Raw genomic sequence first — 12921 nt, 5'->3', positions numbered from 1 at the left:
GGGTCGAACCATGAAGTGGAACCTGCCCAATATCCTGACCGTCCTGCGCCTGTTGGCGGCCCCCGGCCTTGCCGTGATGTTTTTGTACTTCACGCGCCCCTATGCGGATTGGTTTGCGCTGATCCTGTTCCTGTCGGCGGCCATTACGGATTGGTTTGACGGCTATCTGGCCCGCGCCTGGAAGCAGGAGACCAAGATAGGCGCAATGCTGGACCCGATTGCCGACAAGGCGATGGTGGTGATCGCGCTGATGATCCTTGTGGGGTATTCGACCGAACACTGGACGCCATGGCTGGTGTTGCCCGCCACCGTGATCCTGTTTCGCGAAGTGTTTGTGTCCGGCCTGCGGGAATATCTGGGCGATACGGCAGGCACGCTGAAGGTCACCAAACTGGCCAAGTGGAAAACCACGGCTCAGATGGTCGCCATTGCGGTGCTGTTCTCGCAGGGGATATTCGAACACTACTTTGTCATGGGGTCCTTCGGTATGGATCCCACGATCATAGATCAGGTTCTGACCGGGCAGGTCGACGACCCGTCCCACCTGCGCTGGCACCTTGAGGGGATGTTCTGGTCGGGCCGTATCGGGCTGTGGCTGCTGTGGATTGCCGCAACGCTGACATTGATCACCGGCTATGATTACCTACGTAAAGCCATGCCCCATCTGAAGGAGAGCTAAGCGATGGACGTGCTGTATTTCGCCTGGGTGCGTGAACGCATCGGCCTGCCGAAGGAAAAAGTTGAAACGCAGGCTGAGACGGTCAGCGATCTGGTGGCCGAACTCAGCGCGCGCGAGGATCGCTATGCCGCGGCCTTTGCCGATCTGTCGGCGCTGCGGGTTGCGCTGGATCAGGAGCTTTCGGATTTTGATGCCTCGCTGAGCGGTGTACGCGAGGTGGCGTTCTTTCCGCCGATGACAGGCGGCTAAGATGCGCATCGTGGTTCAGGAAGACGCGTTTGATTTGGGGGCCGAGGCCAACGCCTTTGCCGCTGGCGATGAGGCCGCGAACGGTGCTATCGTGACCTTTACTGGCGTTGTGCGTGACCTGGCCTCGGGCGATCTGGATGTGATGGAGATCGAGCACTATCCCGGCATGACCGAACGCGCCCTGACCAAGATCGCGGCCGAGGCGCAATTACGTTGGTCTCTGGGCGATGTGCTGGTGATCCACCGACACGGGCGCTTGGCCCCGGGGGATCGGATCATGATGGTGGCCACTGCCGCGCCGCACCGCAAGGATGCGTTTGAGGCGGCAGAATATCTGATGGACTATCTCAAATCCCGCGCGCCGTTCTGGAAGAAAGAAATCACCACATCCGGCGCCGATTGGGTGGCCGCCAAGGATGAGGACGAGGATGCGTTGAAGCGGTGGTAGGGACGGTTCCGAAAGCCCCTTGTACTTTTTCAATGGCAACTGCACTGGGGTAGGTCTTTTGAAATTCTATGATCCAAAGAACCGTCTGAAACTGTCATGTTTCGAAGCGAGCCGCGCTTGGTTCGAAGAAGAGAAACCGCTGAAGGAAAAGATCGAAAAAAACCCAGATATCGACCAAGATGAATTCGCGAAATTCCTGAAGGTCTGGCAGTTGTCGCGCACATTCAAACTGTGCAAACGCGAGCCGGTATTAGAGGGGTTAATCGTGCTTGCCGAGAAATACGTAACTCAAGCGCACGTTCTGGATGGGAGCTTCATCGGGGATTTGGACCTGTTTCGCCGAAAAAGGGGAACGACAGGAAAGCCATGTTCGATGGTTTCAAAGTTCTTATTCTGTGCAAAACCGTTGAAATTTTCACCCTATGATCAATACACGCGACGCGCGTTGAATTCATTGGGGGCAAAAATAGCTGTGGCTGACTACGCCGCTTTTTTGGGTGCTTTTGAGCAATTCCATGCGCTTGTTCAAAAAGACATAAGCAAAGAAAAACTTGGGTATGAAGCTTTCACATTTGGCAACAAGAAATTCGAGAGCAATGCGCTGTTCACCCGCCGGGTAGCAGACAAATACCTAATGTTACTGGGCGGGTTCGGCGATGACCGAATGGTGGAAAGCGTCACCAAAATTAAGGACAAATTCCCGAAGGAAACGCTTGAAGCTTATGCAAACGCATTGAACCCGATGGGCTAGTCCGCGTTGTTAATTCGTCCGCGCAGTTCTTCGGCCTCTTGGCGTGCGGCGCGTAGCCCGTCCATGGCGGCGTCCAGTTCGGCTTCGGTCTGGGTCAGTTGGTTGGTCAGTTCGGCCTCACGCTGTTGCAGATAGGTGATGGCCTGATCGCGGGTTTCTTCGGCCTCGTGCAACTCTTGGCTCATGCGGTCCAGATCGGCGACGTCGCTTTGGCGCACGCGGGACAGGCGATGGGCCAGCCAGTTGGCGAACCATCCCATGCAAAAAGCCGCGAACAGGATGATGGCGGTGGCGATGATGAATTCGATACGGTTCAACTTACTGGTCCCCTGCATCCGCGTCTGAGGCGGTATTGTCCGTCTGTTCGGCCTCAATCACGTCCAACCCGGTTTCGGTGTCTTCCACCGGTTCGGGCCGGATCAGGCGGAATTCGATACGGCGGTTTTCTTCGCGGCCTTCTTCGGTGCCGTTATCCGCAATTGGCTGCGTTTCGCCATAGCCGACAGCGGAATAGCTGGCAGTGGGCACACGCCGCCCGCGCAGCTCATTCAGGATGGATTGCGCCCGTGCCTGACTCAGCTGCTGGTTCATCTCTTCGCGGCCCTGACTGTCGGTGTGGCCCTGAATCTCAAGCCGGATGGGGCCGCATTCCCGCAAGATGTCGGCAATCCGGTTCACCGTATCACGCGAATCTGACGCGACGGTGGCCGAGCCCGGTTCGAACGCGATTTTGGTGCTGGCCTGCACGTCGGCGATGCGTTCCTCGCACACGTCCGGATCGGGCAGGGCGTCTTCGGGTTCAGGCGGTTTCTGATACGTGATCGACAGAGAGTATTCCTGCGCATCGCCCAGCTTTTCCGACAGCAGACCAGCGATTTGCGCGCGGGTGGCAGGATCGTGGCTGATGCCGGTCAGGATCAGATCGTCCGGCGTAACCGTCAGCGCCCCGTTATGCAGTTGGGCCAGCGCCTCAAGCCCGGCCAGAACCCGAACCGGCCAGCCCACTGGCAGGTTCTCAGGCGCGACGCGGGTTGCGGTGTGAACCTGTTCCGAACCGAATGCCGCGCGGGCATAGCTGTCTACCATGTCGCGCTGGGTCTCATCCCCCAGACGCCCGCGCATCTGCACCAGACCTTCGGGGCTGCGGGTGGCGGTGAATTCGGGGGGGCCGGCCTCTGCTTCGGTTTCGGGCTTTGGCAGGATGGCGTGCAGGGCGAAAACCGGGGGCAGTGCATTTTCAAGCTCGCCCACCACGCGGTCAAACGTGCCGGAGGCGGTGCCCTGGGCTGCGGCAAGCGTGATATCTGCGTCCGACATGGTCACCGATCCACCCCCCAGCTCGGCCAGAGCTTTGATGCTGAGCACCGCAGCTTCGGACCAGCGGGGTGAGGGCACGCCCAGCCCGATGGTGCAGCTATAGGGGCCAGTCATACCAGCCTCTTGCGCGGCGGCGACAATCGCATCGCGCGCCGTTTCATCCTGCGCCGAGCAGGCATCGAACTGGCCGCCCTCGGCGTTGATCAGAAAGCGCAGGGTAAAGGGAGTGATCACCGGACGCGGGGCCGAGATCGACAGGCCCAACCGCAGACTGGGCGGTGCGGCGCGGGTCAGGTCCTGCTCCAGCCGTTCTTTTTCCTGCTGACTGTCGGCAATGGCGGTGATCCTGACCAGACCCGGGCTGGCCGAGATCTTGGCGCGCGGCAGCCGGACCAGCGCATCCACTGCGTAAGAAATCGCATCATCCCACCCTTCGGGCTTGGGATAGTCGGCGGTTTCCATCAGGTCTGAAACCGGGGTGCCGCCATCCAGATCCTGCAGTTGTTCGACAAGGTCCTCGCGGTCCTCGCTGGCTGGAATCAGGCCGATTACGGAAATCCCGCTGTCATTGCGCAGAATTTCGGCCGAAAAGCGCGGCGCGGCCAGTTGGGTGGTGGGTGCCACCCTCATCTCATCGATCACGCGCGAGGTGTCGACCTCGGTACCTGCGGCGGTCAGGGCATTGAAGCGCGTGGCTTCATCCGTCGCTGTACCGGTCAGCACCACGCGCAGCCCGTCAGAATGCACCTCGGCCCAGTCATGCCCTTTCAGGTCCAATGCGCGGCGCACCGCGAATTCGGACGTTTCTTCGACCTTGGTCACCGCGAAACTGGCGGCCAGCAGGCACAGGCCTGCCGACACAAAGAAGATAAAGGCAGCAGCAATGAAATAGGGCAAACGCATGTGCGGGTTAACGACTCCTCAGGCGATTGCGCAAACTCTTACAGAGCCGCGCGCATGGGTGCAATCAAAGCAGAAGCGCGACGCAGAGGAAGATCAGCGGAATAAGGCCGGTGTCCCGGTTGGCGCGGAACAGCTGCAGCAGTTTCGCGTTGTCCTCGGTATCCAGCCCGCGCAATTGCCATGCCATATGCCAGCCCATGGCCCAGGGCCCGGCAAGTGCCACGGCCAGCGCCAGAATCGACGCCTGAGACAATGCGCCATCGATGATGGCAAGCCCCATCAGGAACACCGTTGCCACCAGGAAATACTTCAGCCAGCGCGCTGTATCCGTGCCGAACAGCCGGGCAGTGGATTTGATGCCGATCAGCTCGTCATCCTCGGCGTCCTGATGGGCGTAAATTGTGTCATAGAACAAAGTCCACGCGATCCCGGCCAGATAGAGCGTGATCGCTGGCCCGCCCACCGTGCCGGTATGCGCCGCCCATGTCAGCAGAATGCCCCAATTGAAGGCTAGGCCCAAGAACACCTGCGGCCACCACGTAAAGCGTTTGGCATAGGGGTAGATCGTGACCGGCAGCAGCGACAGAACCCCCATCGCGATGGCCGCCTGATTGAAGGTCAGCAGAATTCCCAGCGCCAGCAGGCATTGCAGCCCCATCCAGATCACCGCCTGCCGCACGCTGACCTGCCCGGACGGGATCGGGCGGGATCGGGTGCGCTCGACCTGCCCGTCAAACTCGCGGTCGGTGATGTCGTTCCACGTACAGCCCGCCCCGCGCATCAGAAAGGCCCCGATGGCGCAGCCGATGGCGATCCACAGGTCCTCCCAGCGCGGGGTGCCGGTGCTGAGGATGGCCAGCGCCAGACCCCACCAGCACGGAATCAGCAGCAGCCATGTGCCAATGGGCCGGTCCGCGCGCGACAGGCGCAGATAGGGGCGGGTGAATGCGGGCGCATATGTGTCGACCCAGTTGCCGCTGACCGCATCTGCGACCTGACCGTCTGGTGTTGGGGCGTTGCCTTGCATATGTACCGTCTCATGAGTGCAAAGATCAGACTGTATGTAGAGCACCCTCTGGGTCCGGGGCAATCCGTTGATTTGACGCGTGAGCAGGCGCATTACCTGTTCGGCGTCATGCGTCTGGCTGTTGGGGGCCCTGTGGCGTTGTTCAACGGCACCGATGGTGAGTGGCTGGCCGAGGTGGCCGAGGCAGGCAAACGCGGCGGGGTACTGACCTGCGTCGAACAGACCAAGCCTCTGCAATTGCCGCCCGATCTTTGGCTTTTGTTCGCGCCGATCAAAAAGGCGCGCACGGATTTCATTGTTGAAAAAGCCGCCGAGATGGGTGCCGCGCGCATCCTGCCGGTACAGACCGAGTTCACCAATTCCGAACGTATTCGTCAGGACCGCCTGCAAGCCCACGCGGTTGAGGCGGCGGAACAATGCGGCGGCACCTATGTGCCCGAGGTCACCGATCTGCAGCGGTTGGACCGGGTGCTGGACGCATGGCCCGAGGGCCGCCAGCTGATGTTCTGTGACGAGGCCGAGGTGGGATCAGCCCTGCGTCTGGCTGCGCAGGAAAAAGGCCAGCCCTGGGCGATTCTGATCGGTCCCGAGGGTGGGTTTTCCGACCGCGAACGCGCGCGCCTGACCGGGTTGCCCTTTGCCCATGTGGTCAGTCTTGGCCCGCGCATCCTGCGCGCGGATACGGCAGCGGTGGCGGCGCTGACCATGTGGCAACAGGCATTGGGGGATTGGGCGTGACGTGGCGACCGGCCCAGCAGGCAGATGTCCCGAATATTGATAGGTTCCTATCTGAGCATATCCAGACCTCGATGTTTCCGTTGGCGAATCTGCGCGATTTTGGCTTGCGCGGCCCGGATCGGCGGGCCGTGCATGTCTGGGTGCTGGGCGACGGTCCGCGCGCCGTCTTTGCCATCACCAATGAGGGCATGGTCCTGCCGCAATGCCCCGATTGCTCGGATCAGGAACTGGCCGAAGCGGTTGGGTTGATCCGGGGGCGCAACCTGTTTGGACTGGCTGCTGAGGCAAAGCAGGCACACCGGATCATGCAGATCGCGGGGTGGGAGGGCCGCCCCGCCACGCTTAACAGCGATGAGCCGGGCTTTACCCTTTCGTTGGATGATCTTGTTTTACCGGATACCATCGGCGCGCGGATTGTGCCCTTGGGGGATGTCGACCCTTCGGTTCCTGTCAGGTGGCGCAAAAACTATCTGGTCGAGGCGATGGATTTCGCCCCCGACCGGGCGCAGAGACAGGCGAAACTGGATATTGAGGCGTACACACAGCGCGACTCGCACCGGATTTTGCTGGTTGATGATCAGCCCGTGGCCATGACCGGCTTTAACGCGCGCCTGCCCGAGATTGTGCAGATCGGAGGTGTCTATACGCCGCCCGAGCTGCGCGGGCGCGGTTACGCCCGGCTGGCCGTCGCACTGCATCTGGTCGAGGCGCGGACGGCAGGCGTCAGTCGCGCGGTGTTGTTTGCGGCTTCTGATTCCGCCGCGCGTGCCTATATCGGTATTGGTTTTAAACCCGCGGGCCATTACTCGTTGATCTTGTTCACTAACCCAAAGGACCCGGCATGAGCTTCATCCGACCCGAAGCCAAACTAACCCTGTGGCGCTGGCGCGAGGTGCTGGCAGCGGGCCTTGTCCTGCTGGTGGGCCTCAGCTGGATCGGCGGTCCGGGCGGGTTGTTGGGTTGGATGGGCTGGGTGCTGGTCGTAGTGGCCGTGGCGCTTGCGGTCATCGGCGTACAGCGCGCCCGCTTTCGCACGGGTGCGGGCGGCCCTGGCGTTGTCACCATTGACGAAGGGCAGATTACCTATCTAGGCCCGCTTGATGGCGGCATGGTGGCCGCGCGCGAGATCGAACGGCTGGCGCTCGACCCCACCGCCTCGCCTGCGCATTGGGTGTTGGAACAACCAGGGCAGCCCGTGCTTCACATTCCTGTGAATGCCGAGGGGGCCGAGGCGCTGTTTGACGTCTTTTCCGCTCTGCCTGGACTGAAAACCGAACAAATGCTGGCCGAACTGAACGGTGGCGCACTGCATCCCGTGGTGATCTGGGAACGCCATCCGATGCGCCCCGCACATTTGCGGCTGCATTGACACTGGCGGCATTTCCCCCCACGACTGGCCCAAAGACAGACACATCAGGATCGGAGAGCGGTTCATGTCCATCCCTCAGTCCGGCGGCGGGCCGATCGAACGCCATGAGCAATTGGCCGAATATCTGGAATCGGGCTGCAAGCCCAAAGCCGATTGGCGCATCGGGACCGAGCATGAGAAGTTCGGCTATTGCAAAGACACGCTGAAACCGCTGCCGTTCGAGGGTAAACGCTCGATCGTGGCGGTTCTTGAGGGGTTGCGCGACCGCCACGGCTGGTCCGAGGTGCGCGAGGCCGACAAGCTGATCGGTCTGGAGAAGGATGGCGCGAATGTCAGCCTGGAACCCGGCGGTGCGCTGGAATTGTCGGGTGCGCCTTTGGAAACCATCCACGAGACCTGCGATGAGGTGAACACCCACCTGCGCGAGGTGAAGGATATCGCGGATGAGATCGGCGTGGGTTTCATCGGTCTGGGTGCTGCCCCGATCTGGACCCATGACGAGATGCCTTTGATGCCCAAGGGCCGGTATCGGCTGATGAACGACTATATGGAAAAGGTCGGCACCATGGGCCGCGCCATGATGCGGCGCACCTGTACGGTTCAGGTCAATATCGACTTCGGGTCCGAGGCCGACATGGTGCAGAAATTGCGCGTGGCGCTGGCGCTTCAGCCGGTGGCGACGGCACTGTTTGCCAATTCGCCTTTCTTCGAGGGTAAGGTGAATGGCCAGAAAAGCTGGCGCAGCCATATCTGGCGGCATCTGGATGATGCGCGCACGGGCATGCTGCCTTTCGTGTTCGAAGAGGGCTTTGGCTTTGAGCGCTATGTGCAATACGCGCTCGATGTGCCGATGTATTTCGTCTACCGCGACGGTCAGTATATCAACGCGCTGGGCATGTCTTTCCGCGACTTCCTTCAGGGCAAACTGCCCGCGTTGCCCGGTGAGACGCCAACGCTGAGCGATTGGGCCGACCACCTGACCACCGCCTTCCCCGAGGCGCGCATCAAGAAATACATGGAGATGCGCGGCGCCGATGGCGGCCCTTGGCGCAGGTTGTGCGCCTTGCCGGCCTTCTGGGTGGGTCTGACCTATGATCAGGGTGCATTGGATGCGGCGTGGGATCTGGTCAAAGGCTGGGATGCGGAAACGCGCGAGGAACTGCGCGTTCAGGCCGCGGTTCAGGGCCTTCAGGCGCAGGTCGGCGGTATCAACATGCACGATCTGGCGCGCGAGGTTGTTGCGATCTCTGAGGCTGGTCTGAAATCCCGTGCCTTCCCCGGCGCAGGCGGTCTGGTGCCGGATGAGACTCATTTCCTGAATGCGCTGAAGGAAAGCATCGACACGGGCAAGGTCCCCGCAGATGAGTTGCTGGATCACTACACTGGCGACTGGAACGGCGATCTGACGCGGATTTATCCCGAATACAGCTATTGAACCGGCGGCACTGTTAAGCAGGTATTTGCCAGAGCCTGACTTTTGGTTTTGAAATCAAGCCATCCCGTCGGATACTGGCGCATATCCGTATGCAAGAGTGACGAATGGCCCGCATCAGCGAACTTCACTATTCCAACGCCTACGCGGCATCCTCGGGTGAAAGTGAGTTTCTTGAGGTTGCGCTGCGGTCTGATGAAGATCCGGCGGACTTTACCGTGTCGTTCTATCAGGCCAACGGCCAGGTCGGGATCGAAATTCCGCTGGATGACCCTAATGTTCAGGTCTCGGTCGATCCGGACAATGGCGAATTGGTCTATGTCATCTCGGCAGATGACTTCCCCATCCTGCTGACCGATCCTGATGGTGGCGGAGCCAATAATTTCGAAGCTTATGCGCTGACCAATACAGAAACCAATGAAGTCATTGATTTCTATGACATCGGCGGTGGCACTCAGAATATTCAGGCTCAAAACGGCGCGGCTGCGGGTGCGACCTCGGTTAATCTGCCCGTTCTTGTTGCGCCGGGACAAACCACGACATCGCTGCAATTCAACCAGCCTGATCCGGATACTCTGGTCTATGAGGCGGTTGATCCCGGTGATTCCGGGGCGGCCTGCTTTACCGCTGGCACTTTGGTGGACACACCCGATGGGCCGCGGCAGATTGAAACGCTGGTGCCGGGTGACTTGGTGAACACATCCGACCAGGGCGCACAGCCCGTCCGGTGGATCGGGCGCAGTGACGTAAGCGGGTTGGGGCGTTTTGCACCGGTGCTGTTTCAGGCCGGGGCACTTGGGGCCATGACAGATGTTCTGGTGTCGCCGCAACACCGCATTTTGATCTCTGACTGGCGTGCGGAGCTGATGTTCGGCGAAAGCGAAATACTGGTCCCCGCAAAAGCGTTGATCAACGGAACCTCCGTCAGATCGGTCCCGTGCGACACTGTCTCTTACGTGCATTTGCTGTTCGACAGCCATCAGTTGGTTACGACCTCTGGTCTGGTATCCGAAAGCTTTTTCCCCGCGCAGGAAGGGTTGGCCAGCTTGCCCCCTGACACAGCCGAAGAGCTGTTTGCGCTGTTTCCAGTTCTGCGCCGGACGCCCGAAGTGTACGGCAGCGCGGCACGCCCGGTGCGTCAGGACAGAACCGTGGCTTTGTTGCGCTCGGCCTAGGCGCGTCTCTGGCCCCCTCTTGCTTTCGCGGGCTGCTGTGATAGCAGGACCACAACAGCATTCAAGGGCCACGGGCAGGACGCGTCATGGACGATCTCAAAGCAAAATATCTGGGGCAAATCGCCGAAGCGGGCGACGAGAACGCGCTTGAGGCGATCCGTGTCGCCGCTGTGGGCAAAAAAGGTGAGGTTGCGCTGAAGATGCGCGAGCTGGGCAAAATGACACCTGAAGAGCGTCAGGTCGCAGGCCCCGCGCTGAACGCCCTGAAGGACGAGATCAACTCGGCGCTGGCCGCCAAGAAGGCCGCGCTGGCCGATGCCGCGCTGGATGAGCGTTTGCGCACCGAATGGCTGGACGTGACACTCCCGACCCGCGCGCGCCGTCAGGGCTCGATCCACCCGATCAGTCAGGCGACCGAGGAACTGACCGCGATCTTTGCCGAACTGGGCTTTTCGGTGGCCGAAGGGCCGCGGATCGAGGACGACTGGTATAATTTTGACGCCCTGAACATCCCCGGCCACCACCCCGCACGGGCCGAGATGGACACGTTCTACATGCACCGTGCCGAAGGCGATAACCGCCCGCCGCATGTGCTGCGGACGCATACCTCGCCGGTTCAGATCCGCTCGATGGAGAAGCAGGGCGCGCCGATCCGCGTCATCTGTCCGGGCGGCGTCTACCGTGCCGATTATGACCAGACCCACACGCCGATGTTCCATCAGGTCGAGGGGCTGGCCATCGACAAAGACATTTCGATGGCGAACCTGAAATGGGTTCTGGAAGAGTTCGTGAAAGCCTTCTTCGAGGTCGACGATGTGGAACTGCGCTTCCGCGCCTCGCACTTCCCCTTTACCGAGCCGTCGGCGGAGGTCGATATCCGCTGTTCCTGGGATAACGGTCAGCTGAAGATCGGCGAGGGCGACGACTGGATGGAGATTCTGGGCTCGGGCATGGTCCACCCCAAGGTGATCGCCGCCGGTGGGATCGACCCCGAGGTCTATCAGGGTTTTGCCTTCGGGATCGGGATCGACCGTCTGGCGATGCTGAAATATGGGATTCCGGATTTGCGGGCGTTCTTTGATAGCGATCTGCGCTGGCTGCGCCACTACGGGTTTGCAGCGCTGGATATGCCGAACTTGCATGGTGGTTTGTCGCGGTGATGCAAGCACTTACCGATCTATGGATGGCGTTATCCGCGATCCATCAAGAAGTGCTGGGGTTAGCGTTTACTCTGATCGGTGCGTTGGTACTTTTTGTTTTCCGACCTAAGGTAAAACTAATCTTCGGGAGAGCTAATAACTCTTTGAATTCGATCACAGTGCCGGATCAACACGAAGAGGGAGAGCACAGGACCACCGAAATTTACGTCGAGAAGTTTTTCTTACAAAACACTGGAAGAGTCGCCGCGACAAACGTCGAGTTCGTACTGTCGGAATTTCCCGCTGACGTTCGCATCTGGCAGCCACGAGATTCAGAGATAAAATTAGTTGAGAAATCCAATTGTTTCATAAGACTTCCTCAGATCGCACCCCAAGAACTCGTCATTATTGACTGCGTTTATCTAAATCAACGTGCTGCATCGGTGGTATCGGTTAAGTGCGCAGAAACGCTAGGAAAAGAAGTTGCATTCTTTACCGTTCGACGTTTCCCTCCAAAGGTTTATGCCGCCATGTGGACCTTGATGGTGTTTGGCGTAGCTTTCATCCTCCAGCTATTGTTTAAATTGGTCTAAGAGAAACCCGTGGTTTGGAGCGCGGAGCAAAGGCCGATAGGCCGCCGCGCTATCGCCAGACCGCCCGCACGGGCTGGCGATTTGTCTCCGTTTGCGTACCGCTCGAACAGCACACGGATTTGGCAAGCATAAAGTGCCTAACACTAACCGAGGATCGCCACCCCGCGGTCTGGCGATAGCGCGGCTTGTTACAAGTTCCCACAGGGTTGTGACGTGACAGACCGCCTTGGGCCGCTAGGCTCCGGCCTATGATGAATCGACTGCTCTGCTTTCTGCTGCTGACCGCCACACAAGCCGCCGCCGCCCCCAGCTGCCATGGTGACACCGCCTGCGAGGTCGGCGACCGTTCGTACCATGTGCTTGAGCCCGAGGGGTGGGACGGCAAAACGCCTCTGCCCGTGTTGTTGCATTTCCACGGCTGGGCACGGCAGGGCACCGTTGTCGTGAATCATGAGCGCATCGCAGGGGCCACGAAGCTGCGCGGTGTGTTGTTGGTGGCCCCGAACGGGGCCAACAAGACCTGGAATTTCTGGACAGCGGACACGCGGGATGTGCCCTTTGCCGACGCGGTGCTAATGGATGTGGCGAAACGCTATCCGGTGGACCCTGACCGCATTTATGTTTCGGGGTATTCCTTCGGCGGCGCGATGGCGTGGCGCTATGTGTGCCAGTCGGGCAATGACGTCGCTGCCCTGCTGGCCGTCGCGGGCAGTATTCGACAGACTGAAGACTGCCCCGAGGCCCCGCGCGAGGCGCGCCACGTGCATGGCCTGAGCGACACGGTCATGGATTTCCCCTTTGGAACCGATGGTGATGCGACCTATCCGGTGGCCCTGTGGCGCGCGGCCTATGACTGCCACGACGCCACCCCGCGCGGTGATTGGAGCGTGGTGCCGATCCTGACCCTCAGCCGGGTGGAATGGACCGACTGCGCGCGCGGGCAAGTCACGCTGGACACCCATCCGGGCGGGCATTTCATCCCCCATGGCTGGATCGGGCGGCAATTGGACGAGCTTTTGGGCCGCACCCCCACCTATCCGTGACGCGCAGCGCTTGCACCTTGGCGCATTCTTTGTCATTGCCTGTGCCAAACGGATATCT

Annotated in this window: 15 protein-coding genes; 12 read left to right on the top strand and 3 right to left on the bottom strand. The window is 60.3% G+C overall.

All coding sequences use genetic code 11. From position 1 onward, the window contains the following. Positions 1-10 precede the first annotated feature (10 nt). The 4 genes from pgsA to ACR0J5_RS17470 are packed head-to-tail and all read left to right on the top strand — an operon-like array spanning position 11 to position 2127. Entirely contained in the window at positions 11-679 is a 669-nt protein-coding gene (pgsA, locus tag ACR0J5_RS17485) for a CDP-diacylglycerol--glycerol-3-phosphate 3-phosphatidyltransferase (RefSeq protein WP_480655638.1), read from the top strand. Between the two features lie 3 nt (positions 680-682). Beyond that, a complete protein-coding gene (gene moaD / locus ACR0J5_RS17480) occupies positions 683-928 on the top strand; it encodes a molybdopterin converting factor subunit 1 (RefSeq protein WP_475207885.1) in 246 nt (81 codons plus the stop codon). A 1-nt stretch (position 929) separates the two neighbouring features. Continuing rightward, a complete protein-coding gene (locus tag ACR0J5_RS17475) occupies positions 930-1376 on the top strand; it encodes a molybdenum cofactor biosynthesis protein MoaE (protein ID WP_480655635.1) in 447 nt (148 codons plus the stop codon). A gap of 58 nt (positions 1377-1434) precedes the next feature. Continuing rightward, entirely contained in the window at positions 1435-2127 is a 693-nt protein-coding gene (locus ACR0J5_RS17470) for a hypothetical protein (RefSeq protein ID WP_480655634.1), read from the top strand. Here ACR0J5_RS17470 and ACR0J5_RS17465 read toward each other — a convergent pair. The 3 genes from ACR0J5_RS17465 to ubiA all read right to left on the bottom strand — a co-directional run bounded on the left by ACR0J5_RS17465 (position 2124) and on the right by ubiA (position 5374). After that, complete coding sequence (locus ACR0J5_RS17465) at positions 2124-2444, bottom strand: hypothetical protein (RefSeq protein ID WP_480655632.1); 321 nt, start codon at positions 2442-2444, stop codon at positions 2124-2126. The genes ACR0J5_RS17470 and ACR0J5_RS17465 overlap by 4 nt on opposite strands. Position 2445: 1 nt before the next feature. After that, a complete protein-coding gene (locus ACR0J5_RS17460; protein WP_480655630.1) occupies positions 2446-4347 on the bottom strand; it encodes an OmpA family protein in 1902 nt (633 codons plus the stop codon). A gap of 64 nt (positions 4348-4411) precedes the next feature. Beyond that, positions 4412-5374, bottom strand: a complete 963-nt coding sequence (gene ubiA / locus ACR0J5_RS17455; protein ID WP_480655628.1) for a 4-hydroxybenzoate octaprenyltransferase — start codon at positions 5372-5374, stop codon at positions 4412-4414. Between the two features lie 12 nt (positions 5375-5386). On the opposite strand from ubiA, the gene ACR0J5_RS17450 reads away from it, so the two are divergent. From ACR0J5_RS17450 to ACR0J5_RS17415, 8 genes are all read left to right on the top strand, one after another. Then, the gene (locus ACR0J5_RS17450; RefSeq protein ID WP_480655627.1) at positions 5387-6112 is read left to right on the top strand and encodes a 16S rRNA (uracil(1498)-N(3))-methyltransferase; all 726 of its coding nucleotides are present in this window, start codon (positions 5387-5389) and stop codon (positions 6110-6112) included. A gap of 71 nt (positions 6113-6183) precedes the next feature. Then, on the top strand, positions 6184-6957 hold the full coding sequence (locus ACR0J5_RS17445; RefSeq protein WP_480655625.1) for a GNAT family N-acetyltransferase: 774 nt from the start codon (positions 6184-6186) through the stop codon (positions 6955-6957). Further along, the gene (locus ACR0J5_RS17440) at positions 6954-7481 is read left to right on the top strand and encodes a hypothetical protein (RefSeq protein ID WP_480655623.1); all 528 of its coding nucleotides are present in this window, start codon (positions 6954-6956) and stop codon (positions 7479-7481) included. Before ACR0J5_RS17445 ends, ACR0J5_RS17440 begins: the two co-directional genes overlap by 4 nt. Positions 7482-7545: 64 nt before the next feature. Further along, positions 7546-8916 (top strand): glutamate--cysteine ligase, encoded by a 1371-nt coding sequence (locus tag ACR0J5_RS17435; protein ID WP_480655621.1) that lies wholly within the window; start codon positions 7546-7548, stop codon positions 8914-8916. Between the two features lie 104 nt (positions 8917-9020). After that, positions 9021-10088 carry a Hint domain-containing protein gene (locus tag ACR0J5_RS17430; RefSeq protein WP_480655619.1) on the top strand — a complete coding sequence of 356 codons (1068 nt, stop codon included), beginning with the start codon at positions 9021-9023 and terminating at the stop codon, positions 10086-10088. 86 nt (positions 10089-10174) lie between these two features. Continuing rightward, on the top strand, positions 10175-11248 hold the full coding sequence (pheS, locus tag ACR0J5_RS17425; protein ID WP_480655617.1) for a phenylalanine--tRNA ligase subunit alpha: 1074 nt from the start codon (positions 10175-10177) through the stop codon (positions 11246-11248). Next, positions 11248-11820 carry a hypothetical protein gene (locus ACR0J5_RS17420; RefSeq protein WP_480655615.1) on the top strand — a complete coding sequence of 191 codons (573 nt, stop codon included), beginning with the start codon at positions 11248-11250 and terminating at the stop codon, positions 11818-11820. Before pheS ends, ACR0J5_RS17420 begins: the two co-directional genes overlap by 1 nt. 248 nt (positions 11821-12068) lie before the next feature. Next, on the top strand, positions 12069-12863 hold the full coding sequence (locus ACR0J5_RS17415; RefSeq protein WP_480655613.1) for a CE1 family esterase: 795 nt from the start codon (positions 12069-12071) through the stop codon (positions 12861-12863). Positions 12864-12921: the final 58 nt, after the last annotated feature.

It is taken from the genome of Ruegeria sp. BE1 (genome assembly GCF_056538885.1).
The sequence above is the reverse complement of the archived record's forward strand: the minus strand, read 5'-3'. Positions and strand labels throughout refer to the sequence as shown.

Coding starts and splice junctions, on each gene's coding strand:
- ACR0J5_RS17435 (WP_480655621.1), top strand. CDS start 7,546: ATGTCCATCCCTCAGTCCGGCGGCGGGCCGATCGAACGCCATGAGCAA.
- ACR0J5_RS17430 (WP_480655619.1), top strand. CDS start 9,021: ATGGCCCGCATCAGCGAACTTCACTATTCCAACGCCTACGCGGCATCC.
- moaD (WP_475207885.1), top strand. CDS start 683: ATGGACGTGCTGTATTTCGCCTGGGTGCGTGAACGCATCGGCCTGCCG.
- ACR0J5_RS17420 (WP_480655615.1), top strand. CDS start 11,248: ATGCAAGCACTTACCGATCTATGGATGGCGTTATCCGCGATCCATCAA.
- ACR0J5_RS17450 (WP_480655627.1), top strand. CDS start 5,387: ATGAGTGCAAAGATCAGACTGTATGTAGAGCACCCTCTGGGTCCGGGG.
- ubiA (WP_480655628.1), bottom strand. CDS start 5,374: ATGCAAGGCAACGCCCCAACACCAGACGGTCAGGTCGCAGATGCGGTC.
- pgsA (WP_480655638.1), top strand. CDS start 11: ATGAAGTGGAACCTGCCCAATATCCTGACCGTCCTGCGCCTGTTGGCG.
- ACR0J5_RS17475 (WP_480655635.1), top strand. CDS start 930: ATGCGCATCGTGGTTCAGGAAGACGCGTTTGATTTGGGGGCCGAGGCC.
- ACR0J5_RS17415 (WP_480655613.1), top strand. CDS start 12,069: ATGATGAATCGACTGCTCTGCTTTCTGCTGCTGACCGCCACACAAGCC.
- pheS (WP_480655617.1), top strand. CDS start 10,175: ATGGACGATCTCAAAGCAAAATATCTGGGGCAAATCGCCGAAGCGGGC.
- ACR0J5_RS17445 (WP_480655625.1), top strand. CDS start 6,184: ATGTTTCCGTTGGCGAATCTGCGCGATTTTGGCTTGCGCGGCCCGGAT.
- ACR0J5_RS17440 (WP_480655623.1), top strand. CDS start 6,954: ATGAGCTTCATCCGACCCGAAGCCAAACTAACCCTGTGGCGCTGGCGC.
- ACR0J5_RS17460 (WP_480655630.1), bottom strand. CDS start 4,347: ATGCGTTTGCCCTATTTCATTGCTGCTGCCTTTATCTTCTTTGTGTCG.